Genomic DNA, 21,583 nt, shown 5'->3' with positions numbered 1-21,583 from the left:
ACCTGATTCTTCGGGACGCATCGACACCTTAAACGAACTTCTCTGACAGGCGGTTAACAGCCGGAAGGCAAATGCTGTAAAATTTAGTCCTTCAGAGGCGTAGCCCGCATTAAAAAGGCCGGCATGTGATCACCAAAGGGCGTTTCATTTGATGACTTGGCCTTTGATTTTTCTTCGGTTTTTTCTTTCTTGCCCGTGCGGCGCGCAGCCTTGGCGGGCCGTGCCTCCTGTACATCCGGCGCCGAAATTATTTCTTCGGAAATCGGCTTTTTTTCTGCCTTAACCGGCTCGACGGAGGCGGATTGCGGAGCTGAGCGTTCGCGGGGCATGTGATCACGCTGCGGCCTACCCCTGGTTTTGCCTGATTCGCGTCGAGGTTGCCGTGAGCCATCGCGCGGCGCATCGCTGAGTGCCGAATAATCGACATCAAGCTCAAGATTGGCCGGCTCTTTCTTGATGAGCTTGACGACCTTGTCGTAATTTTTCTCGTCGTGCGGCGACAGCAGCAGGTAGGTTTCGCCTGTCCGGCCGGCGCGGCCGGTACGGCCGATCCGGTGGACATAATCGTCGGCGTGTATTGGGGCATCAAAGTTGAAGACATGCCCCACCGCGGGAATATCCAGGCCGCGGGCGGCGACATCCGAAGCCACCAGCAGGGTCAGTTCGCCCTTGCGGAAGGCGTCGAGCGTCTTCATACGCAGCGACTGGTCCAGGTCGCCATGGATCGGCGCCGCGTTAAAACCGTGAACGCTCAGGGACTTGGCGACGATATCGACATCGGTCTTGCGGTTGCAGAATACGATCCCGTTCTGGATATCCAGTGTCTTGAGCAGGGCGCGCAGGGCGATCCGCTTGGCTTTTACATCCTTATGCGGCACGCGCAGGACGTACTGGGTGATGTTTTCGTTGGTCGTGGCCGGGCGGGACACCTCTATGCGGACCGGATTTTTCAGGAAGGCTTCGGTCAGGCGGGTAATTTCCGGCGGCATGGTAGCCGAGAAGAACAGGGTCTGGCGCGTCGGCGGCGTCAGCTTGAAAATACGCTCGATGTCGGGAATGAAGCCCATGTCGAGCATCCGGTCGGCTTCATCGACCACCATCATGGTGACGCCATTGAGCATAACCTTGGAGCGTTCGAACAGATCGAGCAGGCGGCCCGGCGTGGCGATCAGCACATCAACGCCTTTGTCGAGCTTGGCCACCTGGTCGGCCATGGAGACGCCGCCGATCAGAAGCGCCCAGTTGAGTTTGTGGTACTTGGCGTATTTCTCGAAGGCTTCGGCGACCTGGTCTGCCAGCTCGCGGGTCGGTTCCAGCACAATGGCGCGCGGCATACGGGCACGGGAGCGGCCAGCGGCCAGCTTTTCGATCATCGGCAGGGTAAAGGCGGCGGTCTTGCCGGTGCCGGTCTGGGCGATTCCAAGGACATCGAGGCCGGTCATGGCCACCGGAATAGCCTGTCCCTGGATAGGGGTAGGGGTATCGTAGCCGGTTTCGGCAACAGCCTTGAGGACCTGTTCGCTCAGGCCCAGATCGGAAAATTTCGTCATGACACTCTTTGAATGGAATGCATTTCCATCCGGGCAAGCGATCTTACGGGGCTGGGAATGCGGCGCGCCGATCTTGGCGCAAAGGATGGGCGGCCGGTGGCTGCGAAACCGGAGCAAGGCTCAGGCCCAGACACGCGCGAACCGGATATTTCGGCTCGCGCGTGTCTGATACCAGAATTTACAGTAATTAACAGGCTTTTTTAAACATCCAGGTCGTCGGCGACGAACTCGGCGTGATCCTGGATGTAACGGAAGCGCAGTTCCGGCTTGCGCCCCATCAGGGTCTCGACCAGATCTTCGACATCTTCCTCATCATGGGGCAGGGTAACGCGGGCCAGCGTCCGCGTCTTGGGGTCCATGGTGGTTTCCTTGAGCTGGGCCGGCATCATTTCACCCAGACCCTTGAAGCGGCCGATTTCCGGTTTCTTACCCTTGAAATGCTTTGCCAGGATTTCGGCACGATGGGCGTCGTCCTTGGCGTAATGCGTCTCCTTGCCATGGCTGATGCGATACAGCGGCGGCATGGCCAGGAAGAGATTGCCGTTACGGATCATGTTGGGCATGGTCCGGTAGAAATAGGTGATCAGCAGGCTGGCGATGTGAGCGCCGTCAACATCGGCATCGGTCATGATGATGACCCGCTCATAACGCAGATCCTCTTCCTTGAAACGGGCGCCAGGCTGAACACCGAGCGCCAGGCCGAGATCCGATAGTTCCACATTGGCGCGGGCTTTTTCGCCAGTTGCCGACGCCACGTTCAGGATCTTGCCGCGCAGGGGCAGGATGGCCTGGGTATTGCGGTTGCGGCCCTGCTTGGCCGAGCCACCAGCCGAATCACCTTCGACAATAAAGAGTTCAGTGCCCACGGCATCCTGACGCGCACAGTCGGCCAGCTTGCCCGGCAGGCGCAGCTTGCGCGTGGCGGAGGCCCGCGCCACTTCCTTGTCCTTGCGTCGCTTCAGACGCTCCTCGGCGCGCTCAACGATAAATTGCAGGATGCGGTCGGCCTGCTTGGGGGATGAGGTGAGCCAGTGATCGAACGGATCAGCCAGGGCCTTCTCCACCAGGCGCTGGGCATCGCTGGACGACAGGCGGTCCTTGGTCTGGCCCTGGAACTCCGGATTGCGGATAAAGACCGAAATGACGATGCCTGCCTGAGCCGCGACGTCTTCGGCCGTAATCAGGCCACCACGCTTGTCGCCGGTCATTTCGGCGTAAGCCTTCAGCGACCGGGTAAGGGCGGCACGCAGGCCCGCTTCGTGCGTACCGCCATCGGGCGTCGGGATAGTGTTACAATAGCTCTGGCAGAAGCCATCATGCTCGCCGAAACCGGCGCCGGACCACACCACGGCCCACTCGACCGCGCCGGCCTCGCCTTTGCGCTCGACGCGCCCAGAGAAAATATCCCCCAGGGTTTCGGTATCCTTGACACGTTCGGCGAGATAATCCGCCAGGCCGTTCGGGAAGTAAAACTTGTCCTCGGCCGGGGTCTGGTCGTGGATCAGTTCGGGTGCGCATTTCCAGAAAATCTGCACGCCGCGGAAGAGGTACGCCTTGGCCTTGGCCATGCGGTACACGCGCGCCGGCTTGAAGCGGGCCTCAGGGCCGAAGATTTCAGGATCAGGCAGGAACCGCTCCAGCGTGCCCTTCTTCTTTGATGGGCCGACCTGGATGACATCGGTCAGCTTATGGCCCTTGGAGAAGTTCTGCTGCCACTCGTAGCCATCGCGCCAGACAGTCACTTCCAGTTTTTCTGACAGGGCATTGACCACCGAAATGCCGACGCCATGCAGGCCGCCGGAGGTTTCATACGCCTTGCCGGAGAACTTGCCGCCGGAATGCAGCATGGTCAGGACGACTTCGAGCGCCGATTTGCCGGGATATTTCGGGTGCGGATCAACCGGAATGCCCCGACCGTCGTCACGGACGCTTAAGTACCCGTCCTTGTCCAGTTCCACCCAGATCGCCTTGGCGTGACCGGCGACTGCCTCGTCCATGGCGTTATCAAGCACCTCGGCAAAGAGGTGGTGAAGCGCTTTTTCATCCGTGCCGCCGATATACATGCCAGGGCGCTTGCGGACAGGCTCCAGACCTTCTAGCACCTCGATGCTTGAGGCGCCGTAGCCGGGATCTACCGTGACCGGCGCGTGCGGTTTGGCGGGCGCAGGCGTGGTTCGGGCAGCGGGCGCGGGGGCTTCCGGTGAAGGCGAGGCGGGCTTTTCAGGCTCATCCCCAAAAAGCGAGGATTGCGGGATATTGGACGTCATAACTCTAACATGGGGTGATTCGGTCCTCATTCATAAAGAGGCAATAAGCAACCCACAATAAAAAAGGCCGCGAACCCGGAGGTTCGCGGCCAGCTATTTCTTTGCCCTTGGTCAGGCTTAGAATTTTAGAACGACGCCTTGATGGTGGCGGCGAAGGTCGAAGGCTGCTTCGACGCGTCGGCCCAGCGCAGGTCAAGACCCAGGGTGTCGTTGATGGCGTAGGTGACACCGATATTCTTGGTGGTGTAGCCATACAACTCGTAATTGCCCAGAGCGCCCGAAACCGACCACTTGTCGGTCAGCGGGTACGAGGCGTTGACTTCGTAATATGGATCTTCCAGCCCGTCGGTGTCGAGGTACATGGCGGCGCCGATCGTACCCTTGCCCATCGGATGGTTGACAGCGGCCTTAAGCTCGCTGATCACGTCACCGCCGGAGGACGGGTAGGTGTAGGCAATTACGCCGAAGTCGAAGTTGAAATTGCCGGCCGAAGGGGTCAGGCCCATATACAGGTCGAGTTCGGTATCGGCATTGCCGTCGCCGTAAGGGAAGTCAACGTTGGAGGCCCAGGCGCCGGCATAGAAGATGCCCTTCGAGTAGTCGATGCCGCCTTGCAGGGCCGCATTGTTGTCGGTTTGGGTGACGCCGCGCCAGACATAGTTGCTGGTCACAGCGATATTATAGCTCAGGTGACCGGCATCGTCTTGAGCCATTGCAGCCCCGCCGGCGAAAAGTGCGCTGATGGCAACAGCGGCGACAAGAGTCTTTTTCATGATCATATCCCAGTTCAGTGGTTGGCGCCGGTTCGTAATGGCCGGCTCAGGAGGATTTGGTGTGTGACGGTAAAACCGAAGTTAATGTAGCAAGTTTTTAGGGCGAGCAAAGTCCCCCAATGTCATTTAGCAACGCTTTGATGTATATTTACCACGTTTGTTTCAATGGCTTAATGCATCCTGGTCGTACTTGAAACCACGCCTGATGACATTGATTTTCAGCCAGTTTTATTTGCTGCGGCGGCGATCGTCATAATTATGAAATCAAAAAGTCAAATAAATCATATAGTAGCAAAGGCAACCGTATCGCGGTGCAAAAGGTGAGGGCCGCATCCTGAAACGCGGCCCTCTGTTACCAGCTTAGAAAGCAGCCTTAAGCGTGACGGCGAGACGGGCCGCCGACGGCTTGATCACTTCCGGAATGTTGGTGTCGGACGCGCGAACATCGACCGAGAAGACCGGGGTGATGGCGTAGGTCAGGCCAAGGTTTTCGGTCGTGTACTTGAAACCACCGGTCTTTTGTTCGCCAACGGCGCCCGAAACGCTGAGCTTGCTGGTCAGCGGATACGAACCGTTGATTTCATAATACTCGGTGTCGTCGACATCGGTGTTATAGAAATAAGCGGCGCCGATGGTGCCCTTGTAGAACGGGTGGCTGACGGCGGCCTTCAGTTCGGTCGAATCAAGGGTATCGTCATTGTAGTTGTAATAGATGGCGCCCAGATCGAAGGTGAAATCCTTGTAGACCGGCTTGATGCCGGCATAGAGATCGAGTTCGTAATCGGCGAAATCGACATTCGACGCCCAGGCACCGGCGTAGAACAGGCCGTGCGAATAATCGATACCGCCCTGGATCGCCGGATCGCCTGCCGTCTGGCTGACGCCGCGGAAAACGTAATCGCTGGTGGCGGCAACGTTATAGCTGAGAGTGCCGCCAGCGAATTCAGTGGCGGAAGCCGAGCCGGCGATGACGGCAGCGGCGATGGCCGTAGCGGCCAGGAGCATGTTTTTCATTATTGTGTCCTCAGATTGAGTTTGTGTGCCAAACCCCATCCGAAGCGTTTCCCGCGCCAGTTTATATTGGAATATTGCGGCGCGGAATCAGATTACATTTTTATGACAGCCACTCCAACACCTGTGATTACAAAACACATGTCTGTGGCATATTTGCATTAAATGCGGCCGAAAAGCGGCGGAAAGATTAATAATAACAAAGCTGTGGGTAAAAAACGGAGCGCTCCGTGAAGGGGCGCTCCGTCTCATTTGTGCAACTGATTAAAGATAGTAGCTTAGTGATCCATGACTTCGTCGTGAAGCGAGGCATCAAGGCCGGCTTCTTCCTGGTCGGCCGTCACGCGGAGACCCGTCGTGAACTTGCAGATGATCAGGATAACGAGAGTGCCAATGGCGGACCAGCCGATGGTGACGCCCAGGCCGATCAACTGCTTCACGACCGTGGCGCCTTCAGCGAGGGAGTTTACCGTGGTGTCGGCAAACAGGCCCGTCAGGATGGCACCCAGGAAACCGCCGGCACCATGGATGCCGAAAGCGTCGAGGGAGTCGTCATAGCCGAGCAGCTTCTTCATCCATGTGGCCGAGACGTAGCAGACCGGACCGGCGACCGCACCGATGATCATGGCGCCCGTCGGGTTGACGAAACCGCAGGCCGGGGTGATGGCGACCAGGCCGGCAACCAGGCCGGACAGGATGCCGATCAGCGACGGCTTGCCGCGGAAGATCCATTCGACGACCTTCCAGGTCAGGCCGGCGGCGCAGGTGGCCAGCAGGGTGTTGAGCAGGGCCACCGAAGCAACCGAATCGCCCGCCCATTCCGAACCGGCATTGAAGCCAATCCAGCCGACGAACAGCAGCGAGGCGCCGATCAGGACGAAGATCGGATTGTTGGCAGGCATCGATTCCGTGCCGTAGCCCTTGCGGCGGCCGAGGAAGAGGGCCGCGACGAGGCCAGCGACACCGGCGTTGACGTGAACGACCGCGCCACCGGCGAAGTCCTTGACGCCCAGGGTGCCGAGGAAACCACCGCCCCAGACCATGTGACAGATAGGGGCATAGACCAGGATCGACCACAGGGCCATGAACAGGATCAGGCCAGAGAACTTGACGCGCTCAGCAAACGCGCCCGTGATCAGGGCGGGCGTGATGATGGCGAAGGTCATCTGGTAGGAAATCCAGGTATATTCCGGCACCGCCGCCGTGGCCATGTAGGCCGTATTCGGCGTGACATGGTTGAGCATGGCCGTATCGAAGCCGCCGAAATACTTGTTAAGCAGTTCGCCGCTGAAACCAAACAGATCAGTGGCCGTGCCGAACGACATGCTGTAGCCGACAACATACCACAGGACCGCGACAACGGCCGTGACACTGACCGACTGGGTGACGGTGGCGATGACGTTCTTGCGGCGAACCATGCCGCCGTAGAACAAGGCAAGGCCGGGAAGGGTCATCATCAGCACCATGGCGGTGGAGAAGATGAGGTAGGTGGTGTCCGCCTTGTCGATGGCGAGTTCTTTTTGTGACGCCAGCAGGGGCGGCGCCGGAGCGGCTTCAGAGGCCGCTTCCGAAGCAGCGGTTGATTCCGCAGCGGAGGCCGCTTCGGAGGTTACGGCTTCAGCAGAGGCCGCAGCCGACTCCTGAGCCAGAGCGAAACTGGCGACGGGTGCCGCCAGCAGAAGAGTCGCCGCCGCGGCGATGACTTTCGAGAGTTTGATCCACGTTTTCAAAGTATCCCCCTTGGATAGCGGATATTGCACCTGCTCACAGTGCCGTGACTGCAAACTATCGCAAGTGCTTTATGGAGCGGATCGGGGGAGAAGGGGGCGCATGTGCCGCCTTGCGTCATTTATGTGTCGAAATGCAGCTAAATAGCGTGAAAACAAAGAGTTTTTATCCGGTTTCATTTGCAATTATAATGATATCATATGAAACTATAAAATGTAGTACAATACAATCCGATCTCGGCCTTGCCGTTTCAATTGTGCGGCGCAAAGGAAACAGGCCGCCCCATTACGGGACGGCCTGTTGTGAAATTCATGTCCTGAGACAGGAAATTCAGATTAGCACTTGTAATACATCTCGAATTCGATCGGGTGCGGACGCAGTTCGAGGTTCATTACTTCTTCCATCTTCAGTTCGATGTAGGAGTCGATGAAATCGTCGTCCATCACGCCGCCCTTCTTGAGGAAGGCGCGATCCTTGTCGAGGTTTTCCAGGGCTTCACGCAGGCTGCCGCAGACTTCCGGGATGTTCTTTTGCTCTTGGGGCGGCAGATCATACAGGTTCTTGTCAGCCGGTGCGCCGGGATCGAGGCGGTTTTCGATACCGTCAAGACCGGCCATCAGCAGGGCGGTGAAGGTCAGGTAGGGGTTGCCCATCGGATCCGGGAAGCGGGCTTCCAGGCGCTTGCCCTTCGGCGACGACACCCACGGAATACGGATCGAGGCGGAACGGTTGCGGGCCGAATAGGCCAGCTTGACCGGGGCTTCATAACCCGGAACAAGGCGCTTGTAGCTGTTGGTCGTCGAGTTCGAGAAGGCGTTGATCGCCTTGGCGTGCTTGATGATGCCGCCGATGTACCACAGGCAGAGGTCCGACAGGCCGGCATATTTGTCACCGGCGAAGAGCGGCTTGCCGTCCTTCCAGATCGACTGGTGAACGTGCATACCCGAACCGTTATCGCCGAACATCGGCTTGGCCATGAAGGTCACCGACTTGCCGTAGGCATGGGCGACGTTCTGGACGACGTACTTGTAGAGCTGGGTGCGGTCGGCCATGGTCAGCATGTCCGAGAACTTCAGGCCAAGCTCGTGCTGAGCCGGCGCCACTTCGTGGTGGTGCTTTTCCGGTTCCATGCCCAGTTCGCCCATGATCGACAGCATTTCGCCGCGGATGTCCTGCGCCGAATCGACCGGGTTGACGGGGAAGTAGCCGCCCTTGGGCCCAGGGCGATGGCCCATATTACCTTCCGGATAGACCTTGGCCGAGTTGTGCGGCAGTTCGGTCGAGTCGAAGGCGTAGCCGGTGTTGTCCGGCGTGATCGACCAGCGGACGTCGTCGAACATGAAGAATTCGGCTTCCGGGCCAAAATAGACCGTGTCACCGACGCCGGCCGACTGCGTATAGGCCAGGGCCTTCTTGGCGATCGAGCGCGGGTCACGGTTGTAAGGCTCGTTGGTGTCCGGATTTACAACGTCGCAGAACATGAAGAGGGTGGTCTGCTGATAGAACGGGTCGATATAGGCCGTGTTCAGGTCGGGGCGCAGCTTCATGTCGGATTCGTTGATCGCTTTCCAGCCGGCGATCGAGGAACCATCGAACATGGTGCCGTCATCGAGGAAATCTTCGTCGACGAGGTCGATGTCGAAGGTTACGTGTTGCATTTTGCCGCGCACATCGGTGAAACGCACGTCGACATACTTGACGTCCTTTTCCTTGATGAGCTTGAGAATGTCTGCAGATGTCATATTTGACGCCCCATTAAGCCTGTAATTTAAAGTGTGGGAGAGGCGAAACGCCGACGGTGGTTAAACCGCCTGCGGCCCGGACTCTCCGGTTCTGATGCGGACGACGTCGAGGACATCGCTCACAAAAATCTTGCCGTCACCAATCTTGCCCGTGCGGGCCGCCGTCTGGATGGCTTCCAGGGCAGCGGGCGCGAGGTCGTCGGCAACAACCAGTTCGATCTTGATCTTCGGCAGAAAATCAACAACGTATTCGGCCCCGCGGTAAAGTTCCGAGTGGCCTTTCTGGCGGCCATATCCCTTGGCCTCCAGCACGGTCATGCCTTGTACGCCGATTTCCTGAAGGGCTTCCTTCACTTCGTCGAGCTTAAAGGGTTTGATGACGGCTTCTATCTTTTTCATGAGCTATCCATAAAACTGTAGACCGTTCAGCCCCGTAACTTGTTTGCATTGCGCAAGAATGCAAGCTCATTTCCGGCGAGCGATCTCACATGGCTGTAAAACTTGCTTACGATGCGTGAACGGCGGGTGCCGCAGCCTTTAGCGGCTGACGGCGGGGAATTCAAAAGGAAAATGCGTTTTAGCGCGATTTGCGCGCTTATAAAGAGAAAATTTACCCGACTCGGCAGGCCGTCCCCTAAATCGGCGAAAATACGTTTCCATTGCAATTATTTTGGCGCATTGCAGATGCAAAAATCGCTGTTCGGCCGTCTGAATTGACGCGGCGCAGCATTACAGGCTTCGTGATTCAGTTTCATGACACTTGACTGGGGCTGCGCTTTGGGTCAGACAGCGCCCCCTCGGACCTGCGTCCTCTGGCGTCCGGGAATGAATGGCACATGCGGATGTGGCGGAACTGGTAGACGCACTGGGTTTAGGTTCCAGCGCTGCAAGGCGTGGAGGTTCGAGTCCTCTCATCCGCACCAGCCATTTCTGAAATTTGTTGAAATTGAAACAGGGGTGGCGCAACGCCCGTGCCTCGGCTAGTGTCGGCGCCTGATACCGTTCAGGGGCCGTGCATGAAGTCGAAATTCGCGTTGTTCATCCTTTTTGCCATGATCGCCGGCGTAGGCGCCGGCTGGGCCAGCCACGAATATCTGGCCGCCGAAAACCTGGCGACCGCGACCATGATATTCGGGCTGCTGACCAAGATTTTCATCACCCTGATCAAGATGATCATCGCGCCCCTGGTCTTGTTCACCCTTATCGCCGGCATCGGTCATATGGAGGACGCGGCGTCCGTCGGGCGTGTGGGGATAAAGGCGCTCGCCTGGTTTCTGCTGATGTCGATCGTGTCTCTGGTTAACGGTATTCTGATGGTCGAGTGGCTGAAGCCCGGCGTCGGCATGAGCCTCCAGGTCGCCGGTGAAGCGATCAAGGTGCCATCGACCGAAGGCTTCACCATAGAGAAGTTTATCGAGCACCTGATCCCGTCCTCGATCATCAAGGCGATGGCCGATAATGAAATCCTGCAAATCGTCATCTTCGCGGTGTTCGTCGGCACGGCCATATCCATGCTGGAAAAGAAGTCGCCGCGCGTCATGGAACTGGCGGAAGAAGCCTCGGCCATCATGCTGAAGGTGACCGAGATCGTCATGAAATTCGCCCCCTTCGCCATTTTTGGCGCTTTGGCCAAGACGGTCAGTGAGCAGGGGTTACCGATCCTCGTTACCTACGCCAAGTTCATGGCGGGATTTTACGGCGCCATGGGCGTTCTGTGGGCGTTGCTGATCGTGATTGGCTTCCTGTTCCTCGGTGGCCGGATGCTGCGGGTCTTGGGCGTTATCCGCGAACCGACCCTTCTGGCTTTTTCGACCGCCAGCTCCGAGGCCGCTTATCCCAAATTGCTGGCCGGCCTCCCCACAGTCGGGATTTCACGCAAGATCGTATCGTTCGTCCTGCCGCTTGGCTATTCGTTCAATCTCGACGGTTCGATGATCTACTGCACTTTCGCTACCCTGTTCATCGCCCAGGCCTATGGCGTGCATTTCACCACGGCGCAGATCATCATGATGCTGTTCCTGCTGCTCATCACCTCTAAAGGCATTGCCGGTGTGCCGCGCGCCTCGCTGGTGGTCATCATGGCGACCCTGGCCTATTTCGGCCTGCCGGCAGAATGGATTGCGCTGGTGCTGGGCGTCGATCACCTGCTCGATATGGGGCGTTCGGCCACCAATGTGCTGGGCAACAGCGTCGCCTCTGCCGTCATTGCCAAGTGGGAAAAGCAGCTTGATGTCGAAGAGCCGTTAAAGCTTTAAGTGCTCTTGTCGAAGTGGGGTTCCGGCGGTGGCGCGGCCGTGAAATGATAAAGCGGCTTGTTCAGATTTCTGGGCGCCAGGCTGTCGCGGTCCACCCACTGAGTCGCCTGCATCTGCCATTTACCAGCGGTGTCCTTTCCGATATCCGCCTTAAAATAATAGGCAAAGCTGTCATAGGGATTTGAACCGTTAGGCCCTTCATTGTGCCAGCAGGTGGCGGTAAAATGCGTCGCGTCCTGCCAGACCATGCCGGTGCAGTGGGCGGGAAATATCACCACATCGCGGATATGTGGCCAGTCGGCGAGGGTGAGCGAACCTTGTGTCAGGTCAGCGCGGTCGAACCCTGAGGCCAGCACGCGTCCGTCCGGCGAGGCGGAAGCTTCCTCGCGGACGACATATTTGTCGCTGTTGGGCAGGACCAGATAGGTGTTTTCCGAGTTGGCGAAATGGCAGGTAACGCCGGCCACCGGGTATAGCTCTCCATCCTTGCCGCGCAGCTTCATCACCCCGGTCAGGAAGTAGCGCTGGCAGCCCTTTGGATCATTCGTATAGGTGGTGACGGCTTCGCCCTTGTGAAAGATCGTCAGTTCGCGGTCGTTGCGCAGGGCCAGGCCGGGATTGGCGTCTATCAGCGCCGTCTCCACAGCCATGGTGCGCTTTTCCTGTTCTGATCCCTCGAAGGTGGGGTCGATGCCTTCGGCACGTTGTGGCGGGGGCACGGGTTCGCAGGCGCCGAGGGTGACTGCTATGATCAAGACAGATGAAGCAATTTTGTGCACAGATATGTCTCCACTTACGAAGCCGAAATCTGCGCACATAAAAACTCAAAAAGCGGTATGTAAAAAGAGAACTAAGCTTCCCGATATTTAGTAACTTCGCAACGTCGTTAGAATTTGATCGGCATATTGGTAAATGTCGTCCAATTCAGCGATTTCATATTTGACTTCATTTTTTTCGCCGTCAAACAAACTAATCTGCTTTTTCTTGCTATTGAAATGAAGTCGAACAATCGGCTTTCGATTGTTGTCATCGAGAAGAATGGCAAAATAAGACTTGGCATCACGACTAAAGATGCGCTTTCCATCAACGACACTACGGGAAATAGCTTTGACAATGTGGTAACCTTCCATTTCTTCTTCAGTTGTCACAATGCCGTCGTTCTCGATTTCAGCGGTTGGTGCTACTGAAGAGTAGTTTATGGTGGAAGGTATATGCACGGTGTTACCGGATAAGGCTGTTTTTAGACGATCATTTATCTGGTCATTCAAAAATTGAGCCATCGCTTTCTTTGTGAGAATTGAAAATTGGTCTCTAATTTTCTGTGTGTTGATTCCATCGTAAACCCTCTGAGTGAAAAATTTCACAAGGTCTTCGTCAGGATTCGAGAATTGATTGGCTATAATTTTTTTTATTTGTCCGATATATTTCAGTTCTCCCGCGGCATTTACTATTGAATCTATATCAAACGCATCTTTCGTCAACTTCGATAACTCGGATATAATGTTGTCATCTATTTCCAAGAGATCTAATTCCAGAAAGGGCTTTTCATCCATCTTGTTCTTGTTATCAAGATCGGTAAAAAATTTGTACCTTTGACCGTTTGTCAAAATTCCTATGCGGGCATTGGTGACGTGGAAATAGCGAAAGAGCTGGGACGCGTGATTTAGGTTTAGAGCTTCACCTATTTTCTTGCATTCAAAAAGCATTTGAACGTTGCCGTCCTTCATGACGGCGTAATCAATTTTCTCGCCCTTTTTTGTGCCGATGTCACAGATGAATTCAGGAACGACCTCCGAAGGGTCGAAAACATCATAGCCCAGGACCGTATTAATAAAAGGCAAGACAAAGGCCGTTTTAGTAGCTTCTTCAGTTTTTATAACCAGCATTTGCTGTCTGATTTTGGCAGACAGATTGTTCAGCTTGTCGGAAAATTCCATTTTGACCCTCCCGTAATTTTGGTGAGCTTATCACAACACAAATGCAATTAAAGGGGGAGTGAGTTCGCCAATAGCGTTTATGAAGCACCTGGATTTGCCTTTAGCCATAATAGTTGTTGTAGTTTGAGCTTTGTGGCGCTGAAATTTCTATTCTGGCTGCCTTTTCCCCCGACATAAACGTTGACCTCGCCCGCAATCATGCCATAAGGGCACATCTTTTGGCGCCCGTGCCTTCGCAGGGGCGCTTTGTCGCTATTATTAACCGCCCGTGCGGGCCTGACGCGAGGTCAGGGGCCAAACCGGCATAAGGTAACTGATCGATGCAAGTCGTTGAAAAACTGAATGAAGGCCTGAGCCGCGTCCTCGAAGTCACCATCGCCAGGGGCGATCTGACACAAAAGCTGGACGCTAAGATCGCGGAAATCACCCCCAAGATGAACATCAAGGGCTTCCGTCCGGGCAAGGTGCCGCAGGCCCACGTCCGCAAGATGTACGGCAAGGAACTGATGGGCGAAATCATTCAGGAAACCCTGAACGCCACGACCGAGCAGGCGATGAAGGATGCCAATATCCGCCCCGCCAGCCAGCCCGAACTGAAGCCGATCGGCGACATCGAAGGCGTCATCGACGGCAAGTCAGACCTGGCCTATGAAATTGCCGTCGAAATGATGCCGATTTTCACGCCGATCGAACCGGCCTCAATCGAACTGACCCGCCCGGTCTATGAGCCGACCGACGCTGATATCGATGAGGCCCTGAAGACCGTTGTCGCCGGCTCGAAGCAGTACGAAGCCAAGACCGGCAAGTCGGTCAAGGCGGCTGACGGCGACAAGCTGATCATCGATTTCGTCGGCAAGCTGGGTGATGAAGTCTTTGAAGGCGGTTCGGCCGAAGGCGCAGAACTGATCATCGGTTCGGGCCAGTTCATTCCGGGCTTTGAAGAACAACTGATCGGCACCAGGAAGGGCGAGACCAAGACGCTCAACGTCACTTTCCCTGAAAACTATGGCGCGAAGAACCTGGCTGGCAAGGCCGCGACCTTCGAGACCACCGTTCAGGACATCCTGGCGCCGAAAGAAGGCGAAGCCGATGACGAACTGGCCAAGAGTCTCGGTCTGGAAAGCCTGCAAGCCCTGAAGGACATTCTGAAGACGCAACTGCAACAGCAGTACGGCCAGGCGTCGCGCTTCAAGATGAAACGCGCCCTGCTGGACGTGCTTGACGAAAAGCATAGCTTCGAACTGCCGAAGCGTATGCTGGAAGCCGAATTCAACGGCATCTGGCAACAGGTCGAGCAGGACAAGGCCAATGGCCAACTCGCCGAGGAAGATGCCGGCAAGTCCGAGCAGGAGTTGAAGGACGAGTACATGAAGATCGCCGAGCGCCGCGTGCGCCTAGGTCTCGTGCTCGCCGAAATCGGCACCCGCCAGAACGTCCAGGTCACCGACCAGGAAGTCAACCAGGCGATCATGCAGGAAGCCCGCAACTATCCGGGCCAGGAGCGCCAGGTATTCGAGTTCTACACCAAGAACCCCGGTGCGGCCGCCCAGATCCGCGCACCGATCTACGAAGAAAAGGTCTGCGACCTGATCTTCTCGCTGGCCAAGGTCACCGACACCCCAATCAGCAAGGAAGACCTGCTGAAGGAAGAGGAAGAAGCCTAAGCTTTTTCTTTGAAAGTGAATTGAAAGAGGCTCCGCAAGGGGCCTCTTTTTTTGTGCTTTGCCTCTGGTCAGGCGCGAAATCTGTGAGATAAAGATACCGCGCCGGACTCAGCCGGCTTTAGGGGGGAACTTCCATGCGTAAGACACTTATCGCGCTCGTAAGCGGCGCCATGCTCGTTGCCATGCCGGCCATCTGCCAGGCCCAGACAGCCGAACCGGCGCCATCCGCGGAAAAAGTCGCTCTGGTGAAGCGGTATTTCAACGCTATTCATTTCGAACAGATGATGACGGGAATCGTCAACCAGATAACGCCGGCCATGATGGCCCAGGTCCGCAAGTCGCATCCGGAACTGACCGATACGGAATTCAAAGCGGCGACCGACGCCATTACGGAAAGCACAGGCGATTTCATTAAGAAGATGACCGACGCCTCGATACCGGTTTATGCTGATATCTTCACGATCGAGGAGCTCACAAAGATGGATGAGTTCTATGAAACACCTGTTGGGCAATCGATCATGGCCAAGGTGCCGGAAGCGTCGCAAAAACTCATGCCGACCGTCATGGCCCTGATGCCCGACTTCCAGGCTGATGTGCAAAAGCGCCTGTGTGCCAAAATCGACTGCTCGGCGAAAAAGACCGATAAACCGGCCTGATATAATCCGCTTTGAATTTTGATGCCCGGCTGAGGCATGCTGTCTTTCCGAAACAGGAGGAGAGCATGTCGACAGCCAAGCAAGCCACAAACAAGCCCGGCGCCGATAAGCGCGCGGCGCCAACGGATACGGCCCATCGCTCCCAACGCGATGATCCGGCCGAAGACGATAACATCCAGGAGGGGCGACTGCCTAAATCGCAGTCCGGGCGCCCGCACAGGCAGGGGCAGGGCGTGGACGAGACGGGCAGGGATAGCAAGGCGCCGCACAGCCAGCCTTGAGCCGCTAATCGCCACTTGAAATCCTGTGGGTAAATTGCCAAGTTGGGTCCTGGCTGGGACGCATCCACTTACGGTTAAGAACTTTAGCCCTATATCTGCGGTCAGCTTCGATATTTATTCCAGATAAGGATTCGTGATGCGCGACCCCGTAGACCACCTGACCATGAACCTTGTGCCCATGGTCGTCGAGCAATCCAGCCGGGGAGAGCGTTCCTACGACATCTTCTCGCGTATGCTGAAAGAACGCATCATCTTCCTGACCGGTCCGTTTGAAGACGGCATGGCCAGCCTGATCTGCGCCCAGCTCCTGTTCCTTGAGTCGGAAAACCCGAAGAAGGAAATCTCGATGTACATCAATTCGCCCGGCGGTCAGGTGACCTCCGCCCTGGCGATCTATGACACGATGCAATACATCAAGTCGCCGGTTTCAACCGTGTGCATGGGCATGGCCGCTTCGGCCGGTTCGCTGATCCTGCAGGCCGGTGAGGCCGGTCAGCGTATTTCGCTGCCGAACTCGAAGATCATGGTTCACCAGCCTTCGGGCGGCGCGCGCGGTATGGCTTCGGATATCGAGATCCAGGCCGAGGACATGCGCAAGACCAAGAAGCTGCTCAATGAAATCTACGTCAAGCATACGGGTCAATCCTACGACACCATCGAAAAGACCCTCGACCGCGACCGTTACATGACGGCCGAGGAAGCCAAGGAATTCGGCCTGATCGACCATGTGTATGAAAAGCGTGCCGATGCCGAAAAGGAAGCGTCGTAAGTCTTACGGCTTTTGAAATGCAAGCGGGCGTCCGGAGCGATCCGGGCGCCCGCTTTCGTTCAGGGTTTTTGTTTGAAAACGCGATAGTGCCCCTGATGCGCCGCCGCCAGCATTTCGGTATCGCCCGCGGTATCGCCATAGGCGGCCTCCAGATCGAGCGCCTCGCCAAAGGCTTCGCGCAGGCGCGACATCTTTTCCTCACCCCGACAGTTCAGCCCGGTCAATTCAGGCAGCAATGTCCCGCGTTCGGAGAATTTCAACCGTGTGCCGATAACCCGGTCAGCACCGATCAGCCGCCCGAAGGGACCGACCAGCAGCTCCGGCGAGGCGGTGACGATAACGCGCAGGCGATCCGGTTGGTCATGCTCTTGCCAGGCGGCCAGGGCATCGGGCCGAAACAGGCTCTTGCCGGTTTTGGTGACGAATGCCTTGACCAGAATTTCAAGCTCTCTTTGAGATATATCACCCAACAGGCTGTATAATAAGCGTGCTTTCAGGGCGCCGCGATCCTTCGTCTTCACGTAGTCGATCAGCATATTCGGCCTGAAGGCAAGGGCACTTGCTATTTGCAAGTTGCCTTTGGTGGCTTGCAGGAAGGCGATAAAACTGTCCTTGCAAGTCAGGGTGCCGTCAAAATCGAAGGCGATTATTTTTTTCACATCGGGCGTGGCCTTTGCGCCGCGCTTTGCGGAACCTGCGGTTTTTCCTGCGATTTTTTTCAACATGAACGGTAAAAACTTTCAAAGACAGCCCGCACGGCTTTCAATATCTATCTCTTATCCCATATAAAGATAGTTAAGCGAGACGTAGCGGGTGTTGGCCGGTTGAGGCGTGGTCTAAACTGTGCATAAATACGTATCGATACGTTGGATATAAGGGGTATCTGTGCCAAAATCAGCCTTTGTTAAGGGCTACGGCTATAGGATACCCTGTAATTTGGGCCGGCGACTCATGTTATGCGAGTCGTTCAGCGCCGGCCACTTGAGGTGAAGAAGCATATGACCAAAGCCGCGACGGGCGACAGCAAAAGCACTCTTTATTGTTCTTTCTGCGGAAAGAGCCAGCATGAAGTGCGCAAACTTATTGCCGGCCCCACCGTGTTTATCTGCGATGAATGCGTTGAGCTGTGCATGGACATTATCCGCGAAGAGCACAAGATCGCCTTCGTGAAATCGAAGGACGGCGTGCCGACGCCGAAGGAAATCCGCGAAGTCCTCGATGACTATGTCATCGGTCAGAGCCAGGCGAAGAAGGTTCTGTCGGTCGCGGTTCACAACCACTACATGCGCCTCTACCACGCCGAGATGGGCATTGATGTCGAACTGGCCAAGTCGAACATCATGCTGATCGGCCCGACCGGTTCCGGCAAGACCCTGCTGGCCCAGACCCTGGCCCGCATCATCGACGTGCCGTTCACCATGGCCGACGCCACCACCCTGACCGAAGCCGGTTATGTGGGGGAAGACGTCGAAAACATCATCCTGAAGCTGCTTCAGGCGGCTGATTATAACGTCGAGCGCGCCCAGCGCGGTATCGTCTATATCGACGAAGTCGACAAGATTTCGCGCAAGAGCGACAACCCCTCGATCACCCGCGACGTGTCGGGCGAGGGTGTCCAGCAGGCGCTGCTGAAGATCATGGAAGGCACGGTCGCCTCCGTGCCGCCGCAGGGTGGCCGCAAGCATCCGCAGCAGGAATTCCTACAGGTGGATACAACCAACATCCTGTTCATCTGCGGCGGCGCCTTCGCCGGCCTGGAAAAGATCATTTCCGGCCGCGGCAAGGGCACCTCGATCGGTTTCGGCGCTTCGGTGAAAGATCCGGAAGATCGCCGCACCGGCGAAATCCTGCGCAATGTTGAGCCGGATGACCTGATGAAGTTCGGCCTGATTCCTGAATTCATCGGCCGTCTGCCGGTTCTGGCAACATTGGAAGACCTGGACGAGGTGACCCTGGTCAAGATCCTGACCGAGCCGAAGAACGCCCTGATCAAGCAGTATCAGCGCCTGTTCGAGATGGAAAACGTCACGCTGAACTTCACCGAAGAGGCCCTGCTGGGCGTCGCCCGCCGCGCCATCCAGCGCAAGACCGGCGCTCGCGGTCTGCGGTCTATCCTCGAAGGCATCCTTCTGGAGACCATGTACGAACTGCCGACCATGCAGGGGGTCGAAGAAGTGGTCATCAATGGTGAAGTCATCGAAGAGCGTGCTCAACCGCTGCTGATCTACGCTGAAAAGCGCAGCGGTGGGGCCGCTTAAAGCTCACTTTCAATATGCAATCAAAAGCGCGGTTCCTGAAACGGAGCCGCGCTTTTCGTTTATCATTCGCACTATCGGGTGCATGGTCTTGTGCCCGCCTTGAATCTTTCACAATCTATCCCACATTTACTTCAAGGCGCCTGATCGGGGCGGCGAGGGGACTTATCCCCCGCATATTCCCGCAAATGACGCGTTTTATTTTAAGACTCGGTTGAGCATGAGAGCCTGGGGTTTAGACTACGGCATCCGGCGGCATTGAGTCTGTGAAGGAGTACCCATGCTAGATGTATTGACCATCCCTGTGCTGCCATTGCGCGATATCGTGGTGTTCCCGCACATGGTCGTGCCCTTGTTTGTCGGCCGTGAGAAATCCGTGCAGGCGCTGGACGAGGTCATGAAGGGCGACAAGCAGATCCTGCTCGCCACGCAAAAAAATTCCGGTGATGACGATCCCGATGTGGACGCCATCTATGAAATCGGCGTGCTGGCCAATGTGCTGCAATTGCTGAAACTGCCAGACGGCACAGTGAAGGTGCTGGTCGAGGGCAAGACCCGTGCGCGCATCAAGCGCTTCGTCTCGACCGATGCCTATTATGAAGCCGAGGCTTATCCGCTGGAGGCGCAACTGGCCGAAGGGCCGGATGCTGAAGCACTGCAACGCGCCGTGGCCGAGCAGTTCGAAAACTATATCAAGCTCAACAAGAAGATTCCGCCGGAATCGCTCAACGCCATCGCCGAAATCACCGACGCTGATATCCTCGCCGATTCCATAGCCGCTCATCTGGTCGTCAAGATCCAGGACAAGCAGGCCTTGCTGGAGCAGCTTTCGGTCAGCAAGCGACTGGAAAAAATCTATGCGCTGATGGAAGGCGAAATCTCGGTCCTTCAGGTTGAGAAGAAGATCCGCTCGCGCGTCAAGCGCCAGATGGAGAAGACCCAGCGCGAATATTACCTGAATGAGCAGATGAAGGCCATTCAGCGCGAACTCGGCGAACAGGACGAGGGCAAGGACGAACTGGCCGATCTCGAAAAGAAGATCAAGGCCACCAAGCTTTCCAAGGAAGCCCGCACCAAGGCTATGGCCGAGCTGAACAAGCTGCGCCATATGAGCCCGATGTCGGCCGAAAGCACGGTTGTTCGCAACTATCTTGACTGGTTGCTGTCGATCCCTTGGGGCGCCGCCAAGCCGAAGGCCATCGACCTGCAAAAGGCCGAGGATATCCTTGAAGCCGATCACTATGGCCTGGAAAAGGTCAAGGAACGCATCCTTGAACACCTGGCCGTACAGGCGCGCATGGGCACGCTGAAAGGCCCGATCCTGTGTCTCGTTGGCCCTCCGGGCGTTGGCAAGACTTCGCTTGGCAAGTCGATCGCCAAGGCCACGGGCCGTGAATTCGTGCGCATTTCGCTAGGCGGAGTGCGCGATGAATCGGAAATCCGCGGTCACCGCCGGACCTATATCGGTTCCATGCCGGGCAAGATCATTCAGAACATGAAGAAGGTGAAGTCCACCAATGCCTTCTTCCTGCTCGATGAAATCGACAAGATGGGCAATGACTGGCGCGGCGATCCCGCTTCGGCCCTGCTTGAAGTGCTTGATCCGGCGCAGAACTCGACCTTCGCCGATCACTATCTTGAAGTCGATTATGACCTCTCCAAGATCATGTTCGTCACTACGGCCAACAGCCTGAACATGCCGCAGCCGCTGCTCGACCGGATGGAGATCATCCGCATCCCCGGCTATACCGAAGATGAAAAGGTCGAGATCGCCAAACGTCACGTCCTGCCGAACCTGATGAAGGAACATGGCCTGACGGCGGAAGAGTTCGTAGTGCCGGAAGCGGCGATCCGCGACATCATCCGCTACTATACGCGTGAGGCTGGCGTTCGCTCGCTGGAGCGTGAACTGGGTAACCTGGCGCGCAAGACCATCCGTGACCTGGCCAGAAAAACGGAAAATGGTGAGAAGGTCGCATCGATCACCATCGATGACGAACGTCTCGCCAAATATGCCGGCGTCAAGAAGTTCCACTATGGCGCCACGGACGAGGTCGATCAGGTCGGCATCGTCACCGGCCTCGCCTGGACGGAATTCGGCGGTGATATCCTCACCATCGAAGCCATCAAGATGCCGGGCAAGGGCCTGATGAAGGTCACTGGCAATTTGAAAGACGTTATGAAGGAATCCGTTTCGGCGGCCAATTCCTACGTCAAGGCGCTGGCGCCGAAGTTCGGCATCCTGCCGCCGGTCTTCGACAAGACCGATGTCCACGTCCACGTTCCGGAAGGCGCCACACCCAAGGATGGTCCGTCGGCCGGTGTCGCCATGGCGGTGGCCATGGTGTCTGTCCTGACGGGAATCCCGGTGCGCAAGGATCTGGCCATGACGGGGGAAATCACCCTGCGTGGCCGTGTCCTGCCAATCGGTGGCCTGAAGGAAAAACTGCTGGCGGCCCTACGCTCCGGAATCAAGACCGTGCTGATCCCAAAGGAAAACGAGAAGGATCTGATCGATCTGCCGGCCAATGTGAAATCCGGCCTGGAGATCATTCCGGTGTCTCTGGTGGAAGAGGCGCTCAAGCACGCGCTGACCAAGCCACTGACCCCGGTGGAATGGATTGAGCCGGTGATCGCCGCCGCCTCGGTTACACCGGCGGATGATACGGATGCCGCCACGGCGCATTGACGACCA

General features: G+C 56.7%; 17 protein-coding genes and 1 tRNA gene. 8 read left to right on the top strand and 10 right to left on the bottom strand.

The features are described 5' to 3' along the window. Positions 1–83: 83 nt before the first annotated feature. The 7 genes from ACTHND_RS18735 to ACTHND_RS18705 form a co-directional block, all read right to left on the bottom strand. Positions 84–1,550, bottom strand: a complete 1,467-nt coding sequence (locus ACTHND_RS18735; protein ID WP_440179474.1) for a DEAD/DEAH box helicase — start codon at positions 1,548–1,550, stop codon at positions 84–86. Positions 1,551–1,750: 200 nt separating this feature from the next. After that, on the bottom strand, positions 1,751–3,817 hold the full coding sequence (gene parE / locus ACTHND_RS18730) for a DNA topoisomerase IV subunit B (protein ID WP_440179473.1): 2,067 nt from the start codon (positions 3,815–3,817) through the stop codon (positions 1,751–1,753). A gap of 125 nt (positions 3,818–3,942) precedes the next feature. After that, complete coding sequence (locus ACTHND_RS18725; RefSeq protein ID WP_440179472.1) at positions 3,943–4,590, bottom strand: TorF family putative porin; 648 nt, start codon at positions 4,588–4,590, stop codon at positions 3,943–3,945. A gap of 360 nt (positions 4,591–4,950) precedes the next feature. Beyond that, positions 4,951–5,604, bottom strand: coding sequence for a TorF family putative porin (locus ACTHND_RS18720; protein WP_440179471.1), 654 nt, complete (start codon positions 5,602–5,604; stop codon positions 4,951–4,953). A 275-nt stretch (positions 5,605–5,879) separates the two neighbouring features. After that, a complete protein-coding gene (locus ACTHND_RS18715; protein WP_440179470.1) occupies positions 5,880–7,331 on the bottom strand; it encodes an ammonium transporter in 1,452 nt (483 codons plus the stop codon). Positions 7,332–7,664: 333 nt separating this feature from the next. Beyond that, positions 7,665–9,071 (bottom strand): type I glutamate--ammonia ligase, encoded by a 1,407-nt coding sequence (glnA, locus tag ACTHND_RS18710; RefSeq protein ID WP_440179469.1) that lies wholly within the window; start codon positions 9,069–9,071, stop codon positions 7,665–7,667. 60 nt (positions 9,072–9,131) lie between these two features. Beyond that, positions 9,132–9,470 (bottom strand): P-II family nitrogen regulator, encoded by a 339-nt coding sequence (locus ACTHND_RS18705; RefSeq protein ID WP_018080099.1) that lies wholly within the window; start codon positions 9,468–9,470, stop codon positions 9,132–9,134. A gap of 439 nt (positions 9,471–9,909) precedes the next feature. Here ACTHND_RS18705 and ACTHND_RS18700 point away from each other — a divergent pair. Both ACTHND_RS18700 and ACTHND_RS18695 read left to right on the top strand, forming a co-directional pair. Beyond that, positions 9,910–9,994, top strand: a tRNA-Leu gene (locus tag ACTHND_RS18700). A 93-nt stretch (positions 9,995–10,087) separates the two neighbouring features. Further along, positions 10,088–11,326, top strand: coding sequence for a dicarboxylate/amino acid:cation symporter (locus tag ACTHND_RS18695; protein WP_440179468.1), 1,239 nt, complete (start codon positions 10,088–10,090; stop codon positions 11,324–11,326). Here ACTHND_RS18695 and ACTHND_RS18690 read toward each other — a convergent pair. Continuing rightward, positions 11,323–12,081: a hypothetical protein gene (locus tag ACTHND_RS18690; RefSeq protein ID WP_440179467.1), complete on the bottom strand. Its 759-nt coding sequence runs from the start codon at positions 12,079–12,081 to the stop codon at positions 11,323–11,325. The genes ACTHND_RS18695 and ACTHND_RS18690 overlap by 4 nt on opposite strands. A gap of 111 nt (positions 12,082–12,192) precedes the next feature. Continuing rightward, the gene (locus tag ACTHND_RS18685; RefSeq protein ID WP_440179466.1) at positions 12,193–13,263 is read right to left on the bottom strand and encodes a type I restriction endonuclease; all 1,071 of its coding nucleotides are present in this window, start codon (positions 13,261–13,263) and stop codon (positions 12,193–12,195) included. A gap of 320 nt (positions 13,264–13,583) precedes the next feature. On the opposite strand from ACTHND_RS18685, the gene tig reads away from it, so the two are divergent. The 4 genes from tig to ACTHND_RS18665 all read left to right on the top strand — a co-directional run bounded on the left by tig (position 13,584) and on the right by ACTHND_RS18665 (position 16,633). Further along, positions 13,584–14,927, top strand: a complete 1,344-nt coding sequence (gene tig, locus ACTHND_RS18680) for a trigger factor (protein ID WP_440179464.1) — start codon at positions 13,584–13,586, stop codon at positions 14,925–14,927. Between the two features lie 134 nt (positions 14,928–15,061). Beyond that, positions 15,062–15,583, top strand: a complete 522-nt coding sequence (locus ACTHND_RS18675; RefSeq protein WP_440179463.1) for a DUF2059 domain-containing protein — start codon at positions 15,062–15,064, stop codon at positions 15,581–15,583. Between the two features lie 65 nt (positions 15,584–15,648). After that, complete coding sequence (locus ACTHND_RS18670; RefSeq protein WP_440179462.1) at positions 15,649–15,864, top strand: hypothetical protein; 216 nt, start codon at positions 15,649–15,651, stop codon at positions 15,862–15,864. 136 nt (positions 15,865–16,000) lie between these two features. After that, positions 16,001–16,633 (top strand): ATP-dependent Clp protease proteolytic subunit, encoded by a 633-nt coding sequence (locus tag ACTHND_RS18665; RefSeq protein ID WP_090643012.1) that lies wholly within the window; start codon positions 16,001–16,003, stop codon positions 16,631–16,633. Between the two features lie 59 nt (positions 16,634–16,692). On the opposite strand, the gene ACTHND_RS18660 is transcribed toward ACTHND_RS18665, so the two are convergent. Next, complete coding sequence (locus tag ACTHND_RS18660) at positions 16,693–17,292, bottom strand: HAD-IB family hydrolase (protein ID WP_440179461.1); 600 nt, start codon at positions 17,290–17,292, stop codon at positions 16,693–16,695. Between the two features lie 339 nt (positions 17,293–17,631). Here ACTHND_RS18660 and clpX point away from each other — a divergent pair, with 339 nt between their 5' ends. Continuing rightward, entirely contained in the window at positions 17,632–18,891 is a 1,260-nt protein-coding gene (clpX, locus tag ACTHND_RS18655) for an ATP-dependent Clp protease ATP-binding subunit ClpX (RefSeq protein ID WP_440179460.1), read from the top strand. 277 nt (positions 18,892–19,168) lie between these two features. Beyond that, positions 19,169–21,577 (top strand): endopeptidase La, encoded by a 2,409-nt coding sequence (gene lon / locus ACTHND_RS18650; protein ID WP_440179458.1) that lies wholly within the window; start codon positions 19,169–19,171, stop codon positions 21,575–21,577. Positions 21,578–21,583 lie beyond the last annotated feature (6 nt).

The sequence above is a fragment of the Asticcacaulis sp. genome, assembly GCF_051954415.1.
Taxonomy (GTDB): domain Bacteria; phylum Pseudomonadota; class Alphaproteobacteria; order Caulobacterales; family Caulobacteraceae; genus Asticcacaulis.
This window is presented reverse-complemented; position numbering and strand designations above follow the sequence as displayed.